This window comes from Cronobacter sp. JZ38 (assembly GCF_008932145.1).
In the GTDB taxonomy this organism is placed as follows: domain Bacteria; phylum Pseudomonadota; class Gammaproteobacteria; order Enterobacterales; family Enterobacteriaceae; genus Cronobacter; species Cronobacter muytjensii.
In genome coordinates, this window is sequence record NZ_CP017662.1 from 97,170 (window position 1) to 119,138 (window position 21,969).

Annotated in this window: 15 protein-coding genes and 1 pseudogene; 10 read left to right on the plus strand and 6 right to left on the minus strand. The window is 59.5% G+C overall.

The window, feature by feature from the left end; translation table 11 throughout:
• The first annotated feature begins 123 nt into the window (after nt 1–123).
• Genes fdnG through fdhE form a run of 4 tightly spaced genes read left to right on the plus strand, consistent with a single transcriptional unit; the run spans nt 124 to nt 5,647 of the window.
• On the plus strand, nt 124–3,174 hold the full coding sequence (gene fdnG, locus BJP61_RS00430; RefSeq protein ID WP_171997545.1) for a formate dehydrogenase-N subunit alpha: 3,051 nt from the start codon (nt 124–126) through the stop codon (nt 3,172–3,174).
• Between the two features lie 12 nt (nt 3,175–3,186).
• On the plus strand, nt 3,187–4,089 hold the full coding sequence (fdxH, locus tag BJP61_RS00435) for a formate dehydrogenase subunit beta (protein ID WP_007711061.1): 903 nt from the start codon (nt 3,187–3,189) through the stop codon (nt 4,087–4,089).
• Nucleotides 4,086–4,721: a formate dehydrogenase cytochrome b556 subunit gene (gene fdoI, locus BJP61_RS00440; RefSeq protein ID WP_038866069.1), complete on the plus strand. Its 636-nt coding sequence runs from the start codon at nt 4,086–4,088 to the stop codon at nt 4,719–4,721. The genes fdxH and fdoI overlap by 4 nt, the downstream gene beginning before the upstream one ends.
• Nucleotides 4,718–5,647, plus strand: a complete 930-nt coding sequence (gene fdhE / locus BJP61_RS00445) for a formate dehydrogenase accessory protein FdhE (RefSeq protein ID WP_038866071.1) — start codon at nt 4,718–4,720, stop codon at nt 5,645–5,647. The genes fdoI and fdhE overlap by 4 nt, the downstream gene beginning before the upstream one ends.
• A gap of 375 nt (nt 5,648–6,022) precedes the next feature.
• Here the strand turns inward: fdhE and BJP61_RS00450 are convergent.
• Nucleotides 6,023–6,846 (minus strand): annotated as a pseudogene (locus BJP61_RS00450) (AraC family transcriptional regulator).
• Between the two features lie 261 nt (nt 6,847–7,107).
• Here BJP61_RS00450 and BJP61_RS00455 point away from each other — a divergent pair.
• Both BJP61_RS00455 and BJP61_RS00460 read left to right on the plus strand, forming a co-directional pair.
• Nucleotides 7,108–8,511 (plus strand): MFS transporter, encoded by a 1,404-nt coding sequence (locus BJP61_RS00455; protein WP_171997547.1) that lies wholly within the window; start codon nt 7,108–7,110, stop codon nt 8,509–8,511.
• 11 nt (nt 8,512–8,522) lie between these two features.
• A complete protein-coding gene (locus tag BJP61_RS00460) occupies nt 8,523–10,490 on the plus strand; it encodes a glycoside hydrolase family 127 protein (protein WP_171997548.1) in 1,968 nt (655 codons plus the stop codon).
• A gap of 22 nt (nt 10,491–10,512) precedes the next feature.
• Here BJP61_RS00460 and BJP61_RS00465 read toward each other — a convergent pair whose 3' ends face one another.
• Nucleotides 10,513–11,115: a LysE family transporter gene (locus BJP61_RS00465; protein WP_171997549.1), complete on the minus strand. Its 603-nt coding sequence runs from the start codon at nt 11,113–11,115 to the stop codon at nt 10,513–10,515.
• A gap of 156 nt (nt 11,116–11,271) precedes the next feature.
• Here BJP61_RS00465 and BJP61_RS00470 point away from each other — a divergent pair, with 156 nt between their 5' ends.
• Nucleotides 11,272–12,144 (plus strand): ROK family protein, encoded by an 873-nt coding sequence (locus BJP61_RS00470; RefSeq protein ID WP_038866083.1) that lies wholly within the window; start codon nt 11,272–11,274, stop codon nt 12,142–12,144.
• A 24-nt stretch (nt 12,145–12,168) separates the two neighbouring features.
• Here the strand turns inward: BJP61_RS00470 and yiaY are convergent, their stop codons facing one another.
• The 4 genes from yiaY to BJP61_RS00490 form a co-directional block, all read right to left on the minus strand.
• Complete coding sequence (gene yiaY, locus BJP61_RS00475; RefSeq protein WP_171997550.1) at nt 12,169–13,320, minus strand: L-threonine dehydrogenase; 1,152 nt, start codon at nt 13,318–13,320, stop codon at nt 12,169–12,171.
• Nucleotides 13,321–13,539: 219 nt separating this feature from the next.
• Nucleotides 13,540–15,387, minus strand: a complete 1,848-nt coding sequence (gene selB / locus BJP61_RS00480; protein ID WP_171997551.1) for a selenocysteine-specific translation elongation factor — start codon at nt 15,385–15,387, stop codon at nt 13,540–13,542.
• Nucleotides 15,384–16,766 carry an L-seryl-tRNA(Sec) selenium transferase gene (selA, locus tag BJP61_RS00485; RefSeq protein ID WP_171997552.1) on the minus strand — a complete coding sequence of 461 codons (1,383 nt, stop codon included), beginning with the start codon at nt 16,764–16,766 and terminating at the stop codon, nt 15,384–15,386. The genes selB and selA overlap by 4 nt, the downstream gene beginning before the upstream one ends.
• 119 nt (nt 16,767–16,885) lie before the next feature.
• Nucleotides 16,886–17,494 (minus strand): glutathione S-transferase, encoded by a 609-nt coding sequence (locus tag BJP61_RS00490; RefSeq protein WP_171997553.1) that lies wholly within the window; start codon nt 17,492–17,494, stop codon nt 16,886–16,888.
• A gap of 533 nt (nt 17,495–18,027) precedes the next feature.
• Here BJP61_RS00490 and BJP61_RS00495 point away from each other — a divergent pair.
• The 3 genes from BJP61_RS00495 (at nt 18,028) to mtlR (ending at nt 21,867) form a co-directional block, all read left to right on the plus strand.
• The gene (locus BJP61_RS00495; protein WP_075193916.1) at nt 18,028–19,944 is read left to right on the plus strand and encodes a PTS mannitol transporter subunit IICBA; all 1,917 of its coding nucleotides are present in this window, start codon (nt 18,028–18,030) and stop codon (nt 19,942–19,944) included.
• 186 nt (nt 19,945–20,130) lie between these two features.
• Complete coding sequence (gene mtlD, locus BJP61_RS00500; RefSeq protein WP_171997555.1) at nt 20,131–21,279, plus strand: mannitol-1-phosphate 5-dehydrogenase; 1,149 nt, start codon at nt 20,131–20,133, stop codon at nt 21,277–21,279.
• 48 nt (nt 21,280–21,327) lie between these two features.
• Entirely contained in the window at nt 21,328–21,867 is a 540-nt protein-coding gene (mtlR, locus tag BJP61_RS00505; protein WP_038866099.1) for a mannitol operon repressor MtlR, read from the plus strand.
• Nucleotides 21,868–21,969: the final 102 nt, after the last annotated feature.

Genomic DNA, 21,969 nt, shown 5'->3' on the forward strand with positions numbered 1-21,969 from the left:
TTCTGTTGCGCCTAATCCCTCCTCGTTAAGAAGGGAATTACGATTGTGAACCGATGCGGCGGCATCCGCAAAAGAAAAACCATACGACTTACTTTGTGACAATGTCTGAACAAGGAGCAATCCATGCAGGTCAGCAGAAGGCAGTTCTTTAAGATCTGCGCTGGCGGTATGGCAGGCACCACGGCAGCCGCACTGGGATTTGCCCCCAGCGTCGCGCTGGCGGAAACACGGCAATATAAACTGCTGCGCACCCGCGAAACCCGTAATACCTGTACGTACTGCTCCGTTGGCTGTGGGCTTTTGATGTATAGCCTCGGCGACGGCGCGAAAAACGCAAAATCCACGATTTTCCACATCGAAGGGGATCCGGATCATCCGGTAAACCGCGGGGCGCTTTGCCCGAAAGGCGCAGGTCTGGTGGATTTTATCCATTCTGAATCCCGTCTTAAGTACCCGGAATACCGCGCGCCAGGCTCCGACAAATGGCAGCGTATCAGCTGGGAAGACGCGTTCGATCGCATCGCCAGACTGATGAAAGAAGACCGCGACGCTAACTTCATCGCGCAAAATGCTGAAGGCACCACCGTTAACCGCTGGCTCTCCACCGGTATGCTGTGCGCCTCCGCGTCAAGTAACGAAACCGGCTATTTAACCCAGAAATTTACCCGCGCCCTCGGCATGTTAGCCGTGGATAACCAGGCGCGTGTCTGACACGGACCAACGGTAGCAAGTCTTGCTCCAACATTTGGTCGCGGTGCGATGACCAACCACTGGGTTGATATGAAGAACGCCAACCTCATCGTTGTGATGGGTGGGAACGCGGCAGAAGCGCACCCGGTGGGTTTCCGCTGGGCGATGGAAGCCAAGATCCACAATGGCGCGAAGCTTATCGTAATTGACCCGCGCTTTACGCGCACGGCGTCGGTGGCCGATTTCTATACGCCTATCCGCTCCGGTACTGACATCGCCTTCCTGTCAGGCGTACTGCTGTACCTGCTGAACAACAACAAGTTTAACCGCGAATATGTCGAGGCTTACACCAACGCCAGCCTGATCGTGCGTGAGGATTACGGTTTCGATGACGGCCTGTTCACCGGCTACGACGCGCAAAAACGCAAATATGACAAAACCAGCTGGCACTATGAGCTGGACGAAAAAGGCTTCGCCAAACGCGATACCACGCTTTCTCATCCGCGCTGCGTCTGGAACCTGCTGAAAACGCACGTCTCCCGCTATACGCCGGATGTGGTGGAAAATATCTGCGGTACGCCGAAAGCCGACTTCCTGAAAGTCTGCGAATACATCGCCGAAACCAGCGTGCACGACAAAACCGCGTCGTTCCTGTATGCGCTCGGCTGGACGCAGCACTCCGTTGGCGCCCAGAACATCCGTACTATGGCTATGATCCAGCTGCTGCTGGGCAACATGGGCATGGCGGGCGGCGGCGTGAATGCGCTGCGTGGACACTCCAACATTCAGGGCCTGACCGACCTCGGCCTGCTGACCCAGAGCCTGACCGGCTACATGACGCTGCCAAGCGAAAAACAAGCCGATCTGCAGACTTACCTGACCGCCAACACGCCGAAACCGCTGCTGGAAGGCCAGGTGAACTACTGGGGCAACTACCCGAAATTCTTCGTCTCGCTGATGAAAGCCTTCTATGGCGATAAAGCGACGGCCGAGAATAGCTGGGGCTTCGACTGGCTGCCGAAGTGGGACAAAGGCTACGACGTCCTGCAATATTTCGAGATGATGCATCAGGGCAAGGTCAACGGCTATATCTGCCAGGGCTTTAACCCGGTCGCCTCGTTCCCGAACAAAAACAAAGTGGTCGCCTCGCTTTCTAAGCTGAAATTCCTGGTGACTATCGATCCGCTCAACACCGAAACGGCCACGTTCTGGCAGAACCACGGCGAGCAGAACGATGTCGATACCGCGAACATTCAGACCGAAGTGTTCCGCCTGCCTTCCACCTGCTTTGCTGAAGAGAACGGCTCTATCGTTAACTCTGGCCGCTGGCTGCAATGGCACTGGAAAGGTCAGGACGCGCCGGGCGAAGCGCTGAACGACGGCGAAATCCTGGCCGGTATTTTCCTGCGCCTTCGCAAGATGTATGCCGCAGAGGGCGGCGCCTGTCCGGAACAGGTGCTCAATATGACCTGGAACTATTCGACGCCGGAAAACCCGTCGCCGGAAGAAGTGGCCATGGAGAGCAACGGTAAAGCGCTTGAGGACATCATTGACCCGGTTACCGGCAAGGTTCTGGCGAAAAAAGGCGATCAGCTTGGCACCTTCGCGCACCTGCGTGATGACGGCACGACGTCGAGCGGTTGCTGGATCTTCGCGGGGAGCTGGACGCCGGACGGCAATCAGATGGCGCGTCGCGACAACGCCGACCCGTCGGGCCTTGGCAATACGCTGGGCTGGGCATGGGCATGGCCGCTTAACCGCCGCATCCTGTATAACCGCGCCTCCGCGGACCCGCAGGGCAAACCGTGGGACCCGAAACGTCAGCTGCTGTCTTACGCCAACGGCAAGTGGGTCGGCGCCGATATTCCGGATTACAGCACCGCGCCTCCGGGCAGCGATGTCGGTCCGTTTATCATGCAGCCGGAAGGCATGGGCCGCCTGTTCGCCATCGATAAAATGGCCGAAGGCCCGTTCCCGGAACACTACGAGCCGTTCGAGACGCCGATTGGCACCAACCCGCTGCACCCGAACGTGGTGTCTAACCCGGCGGCGCGCGTGTTCAAAGGCGATCTGGAAGCGATGGGCAAAGCCGATAAATTCCCGTATGTCGGTACGACCTACCGTCTGACCGAGCATTTCCACTACTGGACCAAGCATGCGCTGTTGAACGCCATCGCGCAGCCGGAGCAGTTTGTGGAGATTGGCGAGAAACTCGCCGGCAAGCTTGGCATCGCGCAGGGCGACACCGTGAAAGTCTCCTCCAACCGCGGCTATATCAAAGCCAAGGCGGTGGTGACCAAGCGTATTCGCACGCTCAACGTGGACGGCAAGCAGGTAGATACCATCGGCATTCCGATCCACTGGGGGTACGAAGGCGTCGCGAAGAAAGGCTTTATCGCCAACACGCTGACGCCGTTTGTGGGCGACGCCAACACACAGACGCCGGAATTTAAGGCGTTCCTGGTGAACGTGGAAAAGGTGTAACGGAGACGACTTATGGCTTATCAATCTCAAGACATTATCCGTCGTTCCGCGACTAACGGTTTCACGCCCGCGCCTCAGGCGCGGGACCACCAGCAGGAAGTGGCGAAGCTTATCGACGTGACCACCTGTATCGGCTGTAAAGCCTGTCAGGTGGCGTGCTCGGAGTGGAACGATCTGCGTGACGAGGTCGGTCATAACGTCGGGGTGTATGACAACCCGGCGGATTTGACTGCCAAGTCATGGACCGTGATGCGCTTCTCGGAAGTCGAGCAGAACGACAAACTGGAATGGCTTATCCGCAAGGATGGCTGTATGCACTGCGCCGATCCGGGCTGCCTCAAGGCGTGTCCGTCGGAAGGGGCTATCATTCAGTATGCTAACGGCATCGTCGATTTTCAGTCTGAACAGTGCATCGGCTGCGGCTACTGCATCGCAGGCTGTCCGTTCGACGTACCGCGCCTGAACCCGGAAGATAACCGCGTCTACAAATGCACCCTGTGCGTGGATCGCGTGACCGTGGGCCAGGAGCCAGCGTGCGTGAAGACTTGCCCGACCGGCGCTATCCACTTTGGCTCCAAAGAGGATATGAAACAGCTGGCCGGCGAGCGCGTGGCGGAGCTGAAAACCCGTGGTTACGAAAACGCGGGCCTGTACGATCCGGCAGGCGTTGGCGGTACGCACGTAATGTATGTGCTGCACCACAACGACAAGCCGAATCTGTATCACGGTCTGCCGGAGAACCCGGAAATCAGTGAAGCCGTTAAGTTCTGGAAAGGCATCTGGAAACCGCTCGCGGCCATCGGCTTCGCGGCGACCTTCGCAGCCAGCGTCTTCCACTACGTCGGTATCGGTCCGAACCGCGCCGAGGAAGATGATGAGAACCTGCACCATGACGATGATGAGGTGCGTAAATGAAAAGACGTGACACCATCGTGCGCTACAGCGCGCCAGAGCGAATCAACCACTGGATCACCGCCTTCGCCTTCGTGCTGGCGGCGGTGAGCGGGCTGGGGTTCTTTTTCCCCTCCTTCAACTGGCTGATGAACATTCTCGGCACGCCGCAGCTGGCGCGCATCCTCCACCCCTTCGTTGGGGTGGTGATGTTCGCCTCGTTCATGCTGATGTTCCTGCGTTACTGGCACCACAACCTCATTAACCGTGACGATATTCTGTGGGCGAAAAATATCCACAAAATCGCCATGAACGAGGAAGTGGGCGATACCGGGCGCTATAATTTCGGTCAGAAGTGCGTCTTCTGGGCGGCCATCCTGCTGCTGCTGCTGCTGCTGGCAAGCGGCGTGGTTATCTGGCGTCCGTGGTTCGCGCCGATGTTCCCCATCCCGGTGATTCGCCTGGCGCTGCTGGCGCATTCATTTGCCGCGGTGGCCTTGATTGTGGTTATCATGGTGCATATTTACGCGGCCCTGTGGGTCAAAGGCACTATTACCGCCATGGTGGAAGGCTGGGTTACCAAAACCTGGGCGAAGAAACATCACCCGCGCTGGTATCGCGAAGTGCGCGAGAAACAGGAAAAATCGACTGAATGAGTATTCGCATCATCCCGCAAGACCAGCTGGAGAAGAGCGATAAACGCACGGCGGAAGTGATTCCGCCGTTATTGTTCCCCAGACTGAAAAACCTGTATAACCGCCGCGCCGCCCGTCTGCGCGAGCTGGCTGAAAACAATCCTCTGGGCGATTACCTGCGTTTTGCCGCGCTGATCGCACATGCCCAGGAAGTGGTGCTGTATGACCACCCGCTGGAGATGGATTTAACGGCCCGCATTAAAGCGGCGGCGGAACAGGGCAAACCCCCGCTGGATATTCACGTGCTGCCGCGCGACGCGCACTGGCAGAAGCTGTTGCAGTCGCTGATTGCCGAGCTGAAGCCGGAGATGAGCGGCCCGGCGCTGGCGGTTATCGAGAATCTCGAAAAAGCCTCCGCGCAGGAGCTGGAAGCGATGGCAAGCGCGCTGTTCAGCGCTGACTTCAGCGCGGTAAGCAGCGATAAAGCGCCGTTTATCTGGGCCGCGCTCTCGCTCTACTGGGCGCAGATGGCAAGCCTCATTCCCGGCAAAGCCCGTGCGGAATATGGCGAAGCGCGGCAGTTCTGCCCGGTCTGCGGCAGCATGCCGGTTTCAAGCATGGTGCATATCGGCTCAAGCCAGGGGCTGCGCTACCTGCACTGCAACCTGTGCGAAACGGAATGGCACGTGGTGCGCATCAAGTGCAGCAACTGCGAGCAGACCCGCGATCTGCACTACTGGTCGCTGGAGAGCGAGCAGGCGTCGATCAAAGCCGAAAGCTGCGGCGACTGCGGCACTTACCTGAAAATTCTCTACCAGGAAAAAGACCCGAACGTCGAAGCGGTAGCGGATGACCTGGCCTCGCTGGTGCTTGACGCCCGCATGGAGCAGGAAGGCTTCGCCCGAAGCTCCATCAACCCGTTCCTGTTCCCCGGCGAAGGCGAGTAACTTGCCTGTAGCCCGCGCTTTCAGGGCGGGCTACTTCACTTCTCCCTGAAACAACATCACGATTAAGCGTTCCGAAGCCAGGGCTGAAATCACGCGCTGTGGGCCTCTGGCGATGGCGCGCGGCAACGCACGCGCAGGCCCCGGAGCATTAAGAAGGGTGTCACGGCCCGGGTAAAGATTTCCGTTTCAATAAAGAGCATATCGCCTACGCCACTGAACAGTGTTAGCTCCACAGAAAAGTACGTCAACGGCGTACCATTAACGCAACACGCTGGCGTGTCGAAACATGCGCGGCAACGTTTGCACAGGGGGAATTTCCCTTCTGCGGGCCGCCTTCTGGAATGATTTTTACTGTGACATCATCGGGACAAATATTTAGTCGGAATTGATATGCTCTTTGCAGTAGCGTTTTTCCACGCGGCGGGCGTGAGGCCGTGGTGGCGGCGAAAGACCCGACGGAAATACCCGACGTCCGGGAAGCCGCAGCTTTTCGCCACCTCGCACAGCGACAGAGAATCGTTAATCAACCGTTTTTCCGCAGCGATTACGCGTTGACGCTGCAGCGCCGCAGTAATGGTCAGATGAAATGTCTGACGATAGACGCGGCCCAGATAGTCAGCGTTACAGTGCAGGCTGGCGGCGAGCGTCGAGGTAGAGAGCGGCAGATGATACTGCGTACGGATAAGCTGCTGCGCCTTCCAGGCGAGCGCTGCGCCATTGCCCTCGGCAGGCTGGGCATCGCCCGCGCCGACACCCAATTGCTGGAGTATCAGCAGCAGGATCATTTCCAGCGCCAGCGTGCGCGCGATATTCTCCTGTTCATTCAGAAACTGGCGGAACAGTGAAATAATGTGTTGCGGCTCGCGCGCCCGGCAGTGTTGGGGAATCGACAATAAAGATAAATCGCATCCAGGGTTATTTTCAGCCGTAGGATGATACTCAAAATGCAGCCAGTAAAATTTCAACTCGGGCGGGAAAATACCGACGCCCTGATGCTTTCTGCCCGGCCATAACAGTAAACTTTCTCCGGCATTGACCTCAAATACCGTCTCTTCTTCGCGGATCGTAAGCGTCCCTTTTTCGACAAAGATAATTTCCCATGAGTCGAGCCTGCGCGCCGGATGCTGGCCGACGCCGCGGGAGATAAACCGTCCGCCGTTTTGTACCCTCACCGGAATATTTAACAAAATATCAAGCATATAGAACCCACCGACGACAGTCTCTGCTTCCTGATTTTAGCGGCAAGCGGCCTGCGGCCTGATTTTTTTGCGCACGGAGGGATCTGCCTCACAAATTTGCACCCAGGTCGGAATCGTCCCTTTTTTATACTTTCTCGTTGCCTTGTTACCCCGCGTATCGCGTGCAGAATAAATAACGTTACTGGCCAGTGACACGCTAACCCAGCAAATGACGCGGTTTTATTTCTGGCATAACTCACCCGATAACGCGAGGCGTTACTCATGAATGCTACCTCTGCTACGACAGCGGATATTTCCGTCACGGCCATTAACGATAAGCTGTCGCTCCGGGAAAAAATCGGCTACGGATTAGGTGATGCGGGCGGCACGATTATCACCTGCCTGATCATGAATTTTTTAACCTTCTTTTACACCGACGTCTTCGGCCTGACGCCCGCGCTGGTGGGGACGCTGTTCATCGCCCTGCGCATTTTTGATGCGGTTTCCGACCCGGTAATGGGTGTCATCGCCGACCGCACCCAGAGCCGCTGGGGCCGCTTCCGCCCGTGGCAGCTATGGGTAGCGTTGCCCATCGGCATTATCGGCGTGCTGACGTTCACGGTGCCGGAGGCGGGCATGGGCGTCAAAATCGCCTGGGCGTTCGGCACTTACCTGCTGCTTTCTGTCGGGTATACCGCGATTAATGTGCCGTACTGCGCGCTTATCAACACCATGACCACGCGCCACCACGAAGTGCTGGCCTGCCAGTCGTGGCGTTTTGTGCTGTGCGGCGTGGCAGGGTTTCTGGTCTCGGTGGGGCTGCCGTGGCTGGTGAAAGCGCTGGGCGACGGCAATGTTGCCCGTGGCTGGCAGCTCGGGGTAGGCGTACTCTGCGGCCTGGCCGTGGTGATGTTCCTGTGCTGCTTTTTTTGGGTACGCGAACGCGTATCGCTGGCGTTGATGGGCAAATTTACGCTGCGCGAGCATCTGGCCGGGCTGCGTAATAATGATCAACTGCTGCTGATGCTGGTGATGTCATTTCTGCTGATTAACGTGTTTAACATTCGCGGCGGCGGCTATATGTATTTCATCACGTATGTGCTCCAGGGCAGCACCGCATATACCTCGCTGTTTTTTACTATGGTAACGTTCGCCGCCATTCTGGGCGCCATGATAATCAGCCCACTTTCGCGCCGTTTCGACACCGTTAGGCTCTATTTCTACACCAATCTTATCCTGGCGGCGCTGGCGGCGATGATGCGGCTGCTGCCCGCAGGCCCGGCGCATCAGAGCCTGTGGCTTGGCGTGATTCTCGGCAATGGCATTCTTCTTGGCTTTACGCTGCCGCTGCACTTCGCCCTGATGGCGTTTGCCGACGACTATGGCGAATGGAAAACCGGCGTGCGCTCCTCCGGGATGAATTTCGCTTTTAACCTCTTTTTCATCAAGCTCGCCTGGGCATCCAGCGCCGGCATTATCAGCCTGGTGTTTATTCTGGTGGCCTACCAGCCCGGCGCAGGCAACCAGACTGCGGCCTCGCTCCAGGGGATGACCGCGATGGAGAGCCTCCTGCCTGCCCTGTTCCACCTGTTGCTGGCGATCTCGATTCGCTGGTGCAAACTCAATAATCCGCTCATGGCGCGCATTTCCGGCGATTTGCGTCAGCGCCACGTGCAACAGTCCTGAAGGAGAACGTAATGACTCAGCCAGACGTGCGGGAAATGGATCTGCATCACCTGAAAATCACCGACCCTTTTCTCGGCCAGTATCAGCAGCTGGTGCGCGATGTGGTCATTCCTTATCAGTGGGATGCGCTGAACGACAGGCTACCCGAGGCGGAGCCGAGCCATGCCATCGCCAACTTCCGCCTCGCCGCGGGCCTTGCTCACGGCGAGTTCTACGGCATGGTCTTTCAGGACAGCGACGTGGCGAAATGGCTGGAAGCGGTCGCCTGGTCGCTGTGCCAGAAGCCGGACGCGGAACTGGAAAAAACGGCGGATGAGGTGATTGCGCTGATTGCCGCGGCGCAGTGCGATGACGGCTATCTGAATACCTATTTCACCGTGAAGGCGCCCGGCGAGCGCTGGACAAACCTTGCCGAATGCCATGAACTCTATTGTGCGGGCCATATGATTGAAGCAGGCGTCGCCTTCTGGCAGGCCACTGGCAAGCGCCGCCTGCTGGACGTGGTGTGTCGTCTGGCGGACCATATCAGCGACGTGTTTGGGCCAGGCGAAAACCAGCTCCACGGTTATCCGGGACATCCGGAGATAGAGCTGGCCCTGATGCGCCTGTACGACGCCACGCAGGAGCCGCGCTATCAGGCGCTGGCGCGCTACTTTATCGAGCAGCGCGGGACGCAGCCGCACTTTTACGATATCGAATATGAAAAGCGCGGCCGCACCTCATACTGGAACACCTACGGCCCGGCCTGGATGGTGCAGGACAAAGCCTACAGTCAGGCGCATCAGCCGCTGACGGAGCAGGATCGCGCGGTGGGCCACGCGGTGCGTTTCGTCTACCTGATGGCGGGCGTCGCCCATCTGGCGCGCCTGAGCGGCGATGAAGAAAAACGTCAGGCCTGTTTGCGGCTGTGGGAGAACATGGCGCGCCGTCAGCTCTATATCACCGGCGGTATCGGCGCGCAGAGCAGCGGAGAAGCGTTCAGCTCCGACTACGACCTGCCCAACGACACGGTGTATGCGGAAAGCTGCGCCTCGATTGGGCTGATGATGTTTGCGCGCCGGATGCTGGAGATGGAAGGCGACAGCCAGTACGCAGACGTCATGGAGCGCGCGCTCTATAACACCGTACTGGGCGGCATGGCGCTGGACGGCAAACACTTCTTTTACGTCAATCCGCTGGAAGTGCATCCGAAAACGCTCAAATTCAACCATATCTATGACCACGTCAAACCGGTGCGCCAGCGCTGGTTCGGCTGCGCCTGCTGTCCGCCGAACATTGCGCGCCTGCTGACGTCGCTCGGCCATTATCTCTACACCGCGCGGGAAGATGCGCTGTTTATCAACCTCTATATTGGCAACCGCGTCGAGCTGCCAGTGGGCGAGGGCACGCTGCGCCTGCGCGTCAGCGGCGATTTTCCGTGGCATGAAGAAGTGCAGATCCATATCGATTCACCGCAGCCGGTAGAGCACGCCCTGGCGCTTCGCCTGCCGGACTGGTGCGACGCGCCGCGCGTTATGCTGAATGGCAGCCCTTGCGAAGGCGACACGCGTAAAGGCTATCTCTGGCTGCGTCGCGCCTGGCGGGAGGGCGACACCCTGACGCTGACGCTGCCGATGCCCGTGCGACGCGTTTACGGCAATCCGCTGGCGCGCCACGTCGCGGGTAAAGTGGCGGTTCAGCGTGGGCCATTGATCTACTGCCTGGAAGAGGCTGACAACGGCAGCGAACTGCATAACCTGCGCCTGCCCGCCACGGCCGCCTTTCGTGAAATGCCGGGAAAAGGCATTTTCGCCAGGCAGGTGTTGATTCAGGCCGAAGGCTGGCGTCAGGCGAGCGCAGAGCCAGAATCGCAGCCGCTCTGGCACTATGATCGCGCGCCGACAGAAGCCACGCCGCAGACACTCACGTTTATTCCGTGGTTCAGCTGGGCCAACCGGGGAGAGGGCGAGATGCGCGTCTGGGTTGACGAGCGCCCGTAACGCAGGCGGGGCATGGCCCCGCTTATTTCAACAGCGCGAGCGCGGACGAGAGCGTCAACGCCAGCAGAAACGCGCCGCCGCCGGTATCGACGACGACTTTCAGCCAGCGCACCGAAAAGCGGCGGGCGGTGAAGATGATAGCCCCGGCGCACATCAGCAGCCAGGTCGCCATCATGGCGACATGCACGCTGGCGAGCACCAGATAATGCGCAAAGGCCGGGCCGGCAAAGGCAGGCACCACGGTCAGCCAGAGCAGGATGGCCTTGATGTTAAACAGGTTCGCGAACAGCGCCTCTTTCATGCCCGCGCCCCGAATCTCCACGCTGCGCTGAGGGCGGCGCCAGGCCTGAATGCCGCTGACGATAAGCCGCAGCGCCAGCCAGAGCAGAAAGAGCGTGCCCGCCAGCTGTAATGCTTTCATCGCCGGCGGGTAGCGTACCAGCAATTGCGTCACGCCAAGCCCCACCAGCGAGGCGTGAATGTAGATCCCGACCATCGTCCCGGTGATAACGCTGAACACGCCGGCAAGTCCCCGGTGAATCACATTGTTCATCGCAAGCGTAAAACTGGCGCCGGGAGAGAGCGCCACCGGCGCAATCGCCAGCACGAAACCTGAAATATCCACACGTCCGCCTCTGTTCACATCCGCCGTTACTTAACCACAATCGCGGCGCGCGCGATATTCACCAGAAATTGCGGTCCATTACCTTCCTTTACGTTGCGTTTTGTCAGGTGCGCCATACTCAAAGATGGAACCCGGTTGGTCATACAAGGAAAACCCATGCGTAAATTTATTGGCTTTGACGTAGGCGGCACCCATATCAAACACGGCCTGATAACCGAAGAGGGCGAAGAACTTTCCAGCGACGAATATGACACCCACTACGATCCCGAAGCCTTTAAAAACGCCTGGCGCAATGTGGTTGAGCATTATCAGCAGCAGGAGGAGATTGCGGGCATCGGCGTCAGTTTTCCCGGCTATATCAACCCCGGCACCGGCCATGTGCCGAAAGCGGGCGCGCTCGATTTTCTCGACGACTGTAATCTGCTGGAGCTCTTCGGCGAACTGACGTCGCTGCCGGTCACGGTGGAAAACGACGCGAACTGCGCGGCGCTCGGCGAGATGTGGCGCGGGGCGGGCCAGCGTTACGACTCGTTTATCTGCATGACCATCGGCACCGGCATCGGCGGCGGCCTTATTCTGAATCGCGAGCTGCTGCGCGGCGCGCACTTTCGCGCAGGCGAGTTCGGCGTGATCCCGGTGGGCGATAACGGCGAAAATATGCACCAGATCGCCTCGGCGCGCGGGCTGGTGGAGGCGAGCCGTCAGGCGCTGGCGCTGCCTTCCGACGCGCCGCTGCACGGCAAAGAGATTTTTGAGCGCATGGGTAACGACGTGCATCTGCGAGAGGTGGTGGAGCGCTGGGTCGATTATCTGGCGCGCGGCGTCTACAGCGTGGTGTCGCTCTATGATCCGCAGGTGGTGCTGATTGGCGGCGGTATCAGTCAGCAAAAAGATCTCTATCCGATGCTCGGGCGCAGCCTTGAAAAATACAACTTCTGGGATGCGCTCCAGGTGCCGATTCAGCCCTGCCAGCTCGGCAACCAGGCTGGACGCCTCGGCGCGGTGTGGCTGGCGAAACAGAAATCGTAGCCCCGCCGCAGCGGGGCATGAGCATTACATCGCCGCGCGGTAAATCGCCATGATCTCCGCGTGGCTCGCCTGAATCGGATTGGTTAACCCGCAGGCGTCTTTGAGCGCGTTATGCGCCAGCTGCGCGATATCCTCCTCGCGCACTTTCAGCTCCCGCAAGCCGGCGGGAATATTTACCTGACGGGCCAGCTGACAAATGGCGGCGACGCAGGCGTTGGCCCCTTCGGCGTCGCTCAGGCGGCGCACGTCGATGCCCATCGCCGCCGCGCAGTCGCGCAACCGATGGGCCGCCACGCGGCTGTTAAAACGCTGCACATGCGGCAACAGCACCGCGTTGCACACCCCATGCGGCAGATCGTAAAAGCCGCCCAGCTGATGCGCCATCGCATGCACATACCCCAGCGACGCGTTGTTAAACGCCATACCGGCCATAAACTGCGCCCAGGCCATCGCTTCGCGCGCCTCGACATTGTCGCCCTCTTCCACCGCCTGCGGCAGCGATTGGGCAATCATGGTGATGGCTTTCAGCGCGCAGGCGTCGGTAATCGGCGTGGCGGCAGTAGAGACATAGGCTTCAATCGCATGGGTCAGCGCATCCATGCCCGTCGCGGCGGTGAGCGATTTCGGCATGCCCATCATCAGCGCTGGATCGTTGACTGACATTACCGGCGTCACGTGCTTATCGACAATCGCCATTTTCACGTGCCGCTCCGGATCGGTGATGATGCAAAAGCGCGTCATCTCAGACGCCGTACCCGCCGTGGTATTGATGGCAATCATCGGCAGTTGCGGTTTGCGGGAGCGGTCGACGCCTTCGTAATCGCGGATATCGCCGCCGTTAGTGGCCACCAGCGCGATGCCTTTCGCGCAGTCGTGCGGCGAGCCGCCGCCAAGTGAAATAACGCAGTCGCAGCGGTGGGCGCGTAGCAGAGTTAAACCGGCTTCAACGTTCTCGGTGGTCGGATTCGGGTGCGTGCCGTCGAAAATCACGCTGTGAATGCCTTTCTGCGCCAGCATCTCTTTCAACTGGCCCGCCATACCAAGCGCCGACAACATACCGTCCGTCACTACCAGCGCATTGCGATAGCCATATTCGCTGGCGGCTTTTAAAGCCTCGTCGAGACTGTTCATGCCAATCATATTAACTGAGGGAATATAAAACACAGACGCCGTCATACTCATTATCCTTAATGAATGAAATGAGTCTGAGAAAATACACCGCATAGCCATGTGAAAAAAGCGAGACGCCGTGAATAAACGGCAATTGGCAGATAAAAAGCACCATAAAATAAAACAGTTACCGAAACCAGTAATGATTATTCAGGCGATAATTAAAAGAAGAGGAATATATATTTATCCAATATATATTCCCCAAAATTCGCGATATTTCCCGTGTTATAACGTGGAATTAAACAGCGCGCTGTCGCGCAGGAGATGTTCATTACCGCGACGACGCGTAAAGCCGATGCGGTCGAAATATTCCAGAATCTGAATTGCCAGTTTGCGGCCCACGTTCAGGCTGTCGCGAAAATCGGCGGCGACGGTCGCGCCTTTTTCGCGATCGAGCGTGCGGATCAGATCGGCGAACGCCACGATGCGATCGTGACGGTAATAGCGATCTTTCACGATCGCGGTGATAAAGCCCTGCTGGGCGGCGAGCCGCAATAGCTGGCGCATCGCCTGCTCCTCTCCACCCGCTTCGCGCGCCAGGTCGCGCACCCACCAGGGTTCATCGCCAAACAGGCCGTGGATTTTCGCCCACAGCGCCTGTTGCGCCTCGCTAAAGCCCGCCTTATGGCCCGGCAGATGGAGCCAGCCTTCACGGCTTGCTATCTGCCCGTCGCGGCGCATTCTCTCTGTCAGCGCCAGTACCAGCGGCTCCGGCTCGGAAGGGAGCGCCATACGCCGCAAGCGTTCGCGGCCAGGGCCGGGCTCTTCGCCGTGGGTGTCATGGTAGCGGGCGAGCGTCGCAAGCAGCTTCTCCTGCCAGCGTGAGGCCAGTTCGCCGCTCAGCAGATAGCCGCTCGCCTGGAGATAATCCGCGCCGCCTGCCAGCGTATCGAGCGCAGGGGCGGACAGCTGGCGCGCCCAGCCGAATGTCGCAAGCGCCACCGCGCCGCGCGCGGCGTGAAGCCGCAACGCGTCGGCGTCGCTCTGCGCGCCCGCAAGCTGCCCCAGGAACGCGAGAAATTCTGGCTGGCGTTTGCCGCGGCGCGGCGTTTCCAGCGTGACAACCCGCGCGCCCGCCAGCGTCTGCCGCGCGCTGATATCGCGCAGCACCAGCCGATCGTTGTCGGCAAGGTACAGCGGCGTGTCGAGCACCAGCTCCGCCAGATCATCTGCCAGCAGCGAGACGCGCCCGGTGACGTGGCTCGCGGCATGGTGAATATGCAGCGGCTGCCACTGCTGGAGCGGCGCGTGACGGTCGAGCGTGACGATGGCTCGCTCCACGGCCTGCGGCGGCGCGTCAGTCAGCAGCCAGTCCCCACGCCGTATATCGGCTTTTTGCGCGTCGCCGCTGATGTTGAGCGCGATGCGCTGCCCGGCAAAGGCGCGCTCCGTCGGCTGGTTCTGCGCATGCAGGCCGCGTACGCGCATCGGCGTATTCGCGCCGGTCAGATACAGCGTATCGCCGACATTCACTTCGCCGGAAAGCGCGGTGCCAGTCACCACCAGCCCCGCCCCTTTAACGGTAAACGCGCGATCGACCGCCAGGCGAAAACGCTGTCCGCCAGGGTGCGCGCGCTCCGGTAACTGGCGCAGATGGTCGCGCAGCGCGTCCACGCCTGCGCCTGCGGTCGCCGCCGTCACAAACAGGCAGGCGTCGTGCCAGCCGGACGCCCGCAGCGTCGCTTGTACCTCTTCCCGCACCTGCCCCACGCGGGCCTCATCCACCCGGTCGGCTTTGGTCAGCGCCACGGTGAGCGTCGGCTGGCCGGTCAGTTGCAGAATAGCGAGATGCTCGCGGGTCTGCGCCATCACGCCATCGTCGCACGCCACAACCAGCAGCGCGTGATCGATGCCGCCGACGCCCGCCAGCATATTGGCGAGAAACTTTTCATGGCCCGGCACATCGATAAAACCGATAACGCGCCCGTCCGGTTGCGGCCAGTAGGCGTAGCCGAGATCGATAGTCATGCCGCGTTTTTTCTCTTCCGGCAGACGGTCAGCGTTGATGCCAGTCAGCGCTTCAAGCAGCGTCGTTTTGCCGTGGTCCACGTGACCGGCGGTGGCGATAATCATTGCAACAACATCTCCATCACTCCTGCTTCATCTTCAAGACAGCGTAAATCGAGCCATAAGCGCCCCTCGCCCACCCGGCCAATCACCGGCACGGGCAGCCGACGCCAGCGGGCCGCCAGCGCCTCAAGACGGCTGCCGCGCCCGTCGCGCGGGGTGAACGTCAGCGCGGCGCTGGGTAGCCGGTCTACCGGCAGCGAGCCGCTGCCTATCTGCGACAGGCAGGGCATCACCTCAACCAGAAATTCGTCGCCATAGCGGGCGTCGAGCGCCGGTCGCAGGCGCTGCGCCTGCGCGCTGATGTCATCCGCCTGACGCGTCAGCAGCCGCAGCGTCGGCAGGCGCCCGGCGAGTTTTTCCGGGTGCAGATAAAGACGCAGCGTGGCGTCGAGCGCCGCCAGCGTCATTTTATCGGCGCGCAGGGCGCGCTTAAGCGGGTGCTTTTGCAGCGCGGCGATCAGCGCTTTCCTGCCGACGATAATCCCCGCCTGCGGCCCGCCCGGCAGTTTATCGCCGGAAAAACTCACCAGACTCGCCCCGGCGGCGAGCGCCTCCTGAGGCATCGGCTCTTTCGGCAGGCCATACAGGCTGAGATCCACCAGCGAGCCGCTGCCGAGATCGACAATCACCGGAACCGTCGACGCCTGCGCCAGCTCGCCCGCCTCCACCGCTTTGGTAAAGCCTTCAATCTGATAATTGCTGGTGTGGACTTTCATCAGCAGCGCGGTCTGCTCGTTGACGGCCTCAAGATAATCTTTCAGGTGCGTGCGGTTGGTGGTGCCCACTTCCACCAGCTGGCAGCCTGCCTGGCGCATCACATCCGGAATGCGGAACGCGCCGCCGATTTCCACCAGTTCGCCGCGCGAGACGATAACCTCTTTGCCCGCGCCCAGCGCCGCCAGCATCAGCAACACCGCCGCCGCGTTGTTATTCACGATGCAGGCGTCTTCCGCGCCGGTCAGCTCGCAGAGCAGATCCGCCAGCGCGCGGTCGCGGTGACCGCGCTCGCCGCTATCAGCGTCATACTCCAGCGTCACGGGCGAGCGCATGGCGCGGGCGACCGCCTCCACCGCCTCTTCCGCCTGTAACGCGCGGCCAAGATTGGTGTGAAGCACCGTCCCGGTGAGGTTAAAGACCGGGCGCAGCGCGCTCTGCGCGGCGCGTCGCAGCCGGGCTGCGGCCTCCGTGGGCCAGCCGTCGCACCACGCCGGCAGCGCCTGATGCTCGCGAATAACCGTGCGCGCCTCGTCCTGCATCGCGCGAAGGGTGTTGACCACGCGCGTATGGCCGTAGGTATCCAGCAGCGGCTGGAATGCGGGGTCGCGCAGCAGGCGGTCGGTAGCGGGAAGCTGGCTGTAAAGCAGACGGGAATCGGTCGTCATGGCGTGCATAAACCTGGATAAAACGTGGCGATAATTTAGCAGGAATCGTGCGGCAGTTCAGTCCCCGCTTGCAGCAAGCGCAACAAAGGGCGGTTTCGCCGCCCTTTGTAGGCGGCGGCTCAGGCGGTCGGCGGTTCGGTGCGCGCGAAGCTTTCGCGGGCAAACAGCGCCTCCACCAGCTTCACCAGATGCGGGCGCTGCGCACACCAGCCCGGCGCCACGCGGCGGAAGTTAAGATAACCGATGGCGCAGCCGACAGCGATGGTGGCGAGCGTCAGTTCATCAGCCTTCAGCGTACCGTCGGCGACATAGCCTTCCAGCGCATCCAGGCTGCGGTTGATTTTCTCGCGCTGGCGCAACAGCTCGTTTTCCGACTGCTGCGCCGCCGGGCGCGCCTGTTCGCGCACCGATACCAGCGCCGCGTCCATCACGCCATCCGCCAGCGCCTCCAGCTGACGCACTTTCAGCGCCGCGAGCGGCGCCTGAGGCAGCAGCGCCGGTGGGGTATCCAGCAGCTCGATATACTGCGCGATGATCGGCGAATCAAACCAGGTCTCGCCCTCGTCAGTCACCAGCGCCGGCACTTTCCCGAGCGGGTTGTACTGCGCCATGCCGTTTTCTTCGGCATACGGCTGCTCATTGATGAATTCAAACGTGATGCCTTTTTCGAGCAGCATCACGGAGATTTTGCGCACAAACGGGCTGGTGTAACTACCGACAAGTTTCATGACCGGGTCCTTTTACGTTAACGCCAACGGAAGGGTAAGTATGGGTCAGGATACGCGAAAAAGGCGGGCAGCGGCGCGGTAAAACGCACAGGCGGAACGGCTGTACAAGCGAGGTTTTGTTGTCATCTGGCTGCTGTAACTTTCTTACAGACTATGCTTTGTGTCATGGATAAAAAATGAACGGCCTTCGTTCGGATTTTTCCTGGGAAATATTTTGTGATTTACATCACAAATGAATAACAAAACCCCCGCAACAAAATGTGATTTTATTCACACTTATCGGGTGGTTGCGGCGATATTTTGCGCATTGTCTTTTTTTTACACGCCGCTTTTGTGATTTGAATCACGCAACCATACCCCGATCACCCCAGCTTCACGTGATCGCGATCACACTAAAAGCACCTGTCTGGACACCATCGCAATTCAGTGCCAGATTTCGCGTCATCAGAGCATGGGTCCGGCTACCTCTGCCGCCACGTTAACAATAAACCTCGGGCCGCAAGCCTGCGCGTAAACATAAGAAGGGGTGTTCTATGTCATCCGATATCAAGATCAAAGTGCAAAGCTTTGGTCGTTTTCTCAGCAATATGGTAATGCCTAACATCGGCGCGTTTATCGCCTGGGGTATTATCACCGCGTTATTTATTCCTACAGGATGGTGGCCCAACGAGACGCTGGCGAAGCTGGTTGGCCCGATGATCACTTATCTGCTGCCGCTGCTGATTGGTTATACCGGCGGTAAGCTGGTCGGCGGTGAGCGCGGCGGCGTGGTGGGCGCAATTACCACTATGGGCGTTATCGTCGGCGCGGACATCCCGATGTTCCTGGGCGCGATGATCGCAGGCCCGCTGGGCGGCTTCTGCATTAAGAAGTTCGACGCCTCGGTCGACGGCAAAATCAAATCCGGCTTTGAAATGCTGGTGAACAACTTCTCCGCGGGCATCATCGGTATGATCCTCGCGATTCTGGCGTTCCTCGGCATTGGCCCGGCGGTAGAAGTGCTTTCCAAAGTGCTGGCCGCTGGCGTGAACTTCATGGTGGTACACGACATGCTGCCGCTGGCGTCGATTTTCGTTGAACCGGCGAAAATCCTGTTCCTGAACAACGCCATCAACCACGGCATTTTCTCGCCGCTGGGTATTCAGCAGTCGCATGAGCTTGGCAAATCTATCTTCTTCCTGATTGAAGCCAACCCGGGCCCGGGCATGGGCATCCTGCTGGCGTACATGTTCTTTGGTCGCGGCAGCGCGAAACAGTCTGCGGGCGGCGCGGCCATCATCCATTTCCTGGGCGGTATCCACGAGATTTACTTCCCGTATGTGCTGATGAACCCGCGTCTGATTATCGCCGTTATCCTGGGCGGTATGACCGGCGTGTTCTGCCTGACCATTCTGAACGGCGGCCTGGTTTCTCCGGCCTCCCCGGGTTCTATCCTCGCGGTGCTGGCGATGACGCCAAAAGGCGCGTACTTCGCAAACCTGGTGGCGATTTTCGCCGCGATGGCGGTCTCCTTCGTGGTGGCGGCTATCCTGCTGAAAACCAGCAAAGTGAAAGAAGAAGACGATATTGATGCGGCTACTCGTCGTATGCAGGATATGAAAGCGCAGTCTAAAGGCGCTGGCGCACCGGCTGCTGATCTGAGCAACGACCTGAGCCACGTGCGTAAAATCATCGTCGCCTGCGACGCCGGTATGGGTTCAAGCGCGATGGGCGCGGGCGTGCTGCGTAAGAAAGTGCAGGATGCGGGCTTAAGCCAGATTTCTGTCACCAACAGCGCCATCAACAGCCTGCCGGGCGATGTGGATCTGGTGATCACCCACCGCGACCTCACCGAGCGCGCGATGCGTCAGGCGCCGCATGCGCAGCATATTTCGCTGACCAACTTCCTGGACAGCGGCCTGTATGCGGGCCTGACCGAGCGTCTGGTCGCCGCGCAGCGCCACACCCAGAACGAAGAGAAAGTGCGCACCAGCCTGCAGGACAGCTTCGATACGAGCGACAGCCACCTGTTTAAGCTCGGTGCGGAAAACATCTTCCTCGGCCGTCAGGCGAGCAATAAAGAAGACGCGATTCGCTTTGCCGGTGAGCAGTTGGTAAAAGGCGGCTACGTGCAGCCGGAGTATGTGGAGGCGATGCTGGAACGTGAAAAACTCACCCCGACGTATCTCGGCGAGTCCATCGCAGTTCCGCACGGGACCGTTGAAGCGAAAGACCGCGTACTGAAAACCGGCGTCGTGTTCTGTCAATATCCGCAGGGTGTGCGTTTCGGCGAAGAAGAAGACGATATCGCCCGTCTGGTTATCGGTATCGCCGCGCGCAACAACGAACACATTCAGGTCATCACCAGCCTGACCAACGCGCTGGATGATGAAAGCGTGATTGAGCGACTGGCGCACACCGAAAGTGTGGACGAAGTGCTGGCGCTGCTGTCGGGTAAAAACGTGGCGTAACGCCGGAAGAGAGGGCACTGTCCCTCTCTTCGCTATTGAGACGTTATTGAGATGTTTGTGCTCCACCAGGGCAACCTTACCTCTCCCGCACAGGGAGAGGGCAAGGGAAAGGGAGGTCGCACGCAGCACCCTTTCCCCCGCCCTCTCGGGTGATACAGTTTCCGCTTTAAGTAAGAAGGTATTCCCATGAAAGCATTACATTTTGGCGCAGGTAATATTGGTCGTGGCTTTATTGGCAAACTCCTCGCGGACGCAGGCATCAGCCTGACGTTCGCCGACGTTAACCAGACGGTGCTGGATGCGCTGAACGCGCGCCACAGCTACCAGGTGCGCGTGGTGGGCGAACAGGAGCAGATTGATACCGTCTCCGGCGTCGATGCGGTCAACAGCACCAGCGACGACGTGGTAACGCTCATCGCGCAGGTCGACCTCGTGACCACCGCTGTTGGCCCGGTTGTGCTGGAGCGTATCGCTCCGGCGATTGCCAAAGGGCTGGCGCTGCGTAAATCCCAGGGCAACGCGCGCCCGCTTAATATTATCGCCTGCGAAAACATGGTGCGCGGCACCAGCCAGCTGAAAACGCACGTTTTTAACGCGCTGGCGCAAGACGACAAAGCGTGGGTGGAAAGCCACATCGGCTTCGTGGATTCCGCTGTTGACCGTATCGTGCCGCCGTCGGAATCCGCCGCGAACGATCCGCTTGAAGTGACCGTTGAAACGTTCAGCGAATGGATTGTCGATAAAACCCAGTTTAAGGGCGAGCTGCCGGCCATCGCCGGTATGGAACTCACCGACAACCTGATGGCTTTTGTTGAGCGCAAGCTCTTCACCCTGAACACCGGGCATGCTATAACCGCCTACCTCGGAAAACTGGCCGGTCATCAGACCATTCGCGACGCCATTCTGGATGAGAAAATTCGTCTGGTGGTACGTGGCGCGATGGAAGAGAGCGGCGCGGTACTTATTAAACGCTACGGCTTTGACGACGCGAAGCATGCCGCTTACATCGAGAAAATCCTTGGCCGCTTTGAAAACCCGTACCTGAAAGATGACGTGGAGCGTGTGGGCCGTCAGCCGCTGCGCAAACTGAGCGCGGGCGATCGCCTGATTAAGCCGCTGCTGGGCACCCTGGAATATGGCCTGCCGCATCAGAATCTGGTGCTGGGCATCGCCGCTGCCATGCACTTCCGCAGCGCAGACGATCCGCAGGCGCAGGAGCTCGCGCAGCTTATCGCCGATAAAGGCCCGCAGGCCGCGCTGGCGCAGGTGTCTGGTCTGGACGCGAACAGCGACGTCGTCGCCGAGGCGGTAAACGCGTATAACGCAAAAGCGTAATAACTAACGGGCGCGGCTGAGTCTGCGCCCGCTGATGACTTGTCAGATATGCAGGCAATGATGGAAGAAACCCAGGCCTTTGAAAACCGTGTGCTTGAGCGTCTGAATGCTGGCAAAACCGTAAGAAGCCTGTTGATCGCCGCCGTTGAGCTCCTCACCGAGGCGGTCAACATTCTGGTATTGCAGGTGTTTCGCAAAGACGACTACGCGGTCAAATATGCCGTTGAGCCGCTGCTCGACGGCAGCGGCCCGCTGGGCGATCTCTCCGTGCGCCTGAAGCTGATTTATGGGCTTGGCGTAATCAGCCGCGCCGAGTATGAAGATTGCGAACTGCTGATGGCGCTGCGTGAAGAGCTGAATCACGACGGCAACGACTACGCCTTTACCGATGATGAAATCCTCGGCCCGTTTGGCGAGCTGCATTGCGTCGTCGCGCTGCCTCCTGCGCCGCCCGCGCTGGAAAGCAGCGATCCGCAATTGCTCCAGATGCAAAAACAGCGTTACCAGCAGGTGGTGCGCTCCACCATGGTACTTTCCCTGACCGAGCTACTGTCGAGGATCAGCTTAAAAAAAGCCTTCCAGAAGTAGCTGCGAGGGCCGCGTAGCGCTTCTGACTTCCCCACCGGCCAGCCCGTCCGTAACAGCCGCTATCCGCTCTGTGCTACACTCCGACGCAGTTAATCTTGCGGA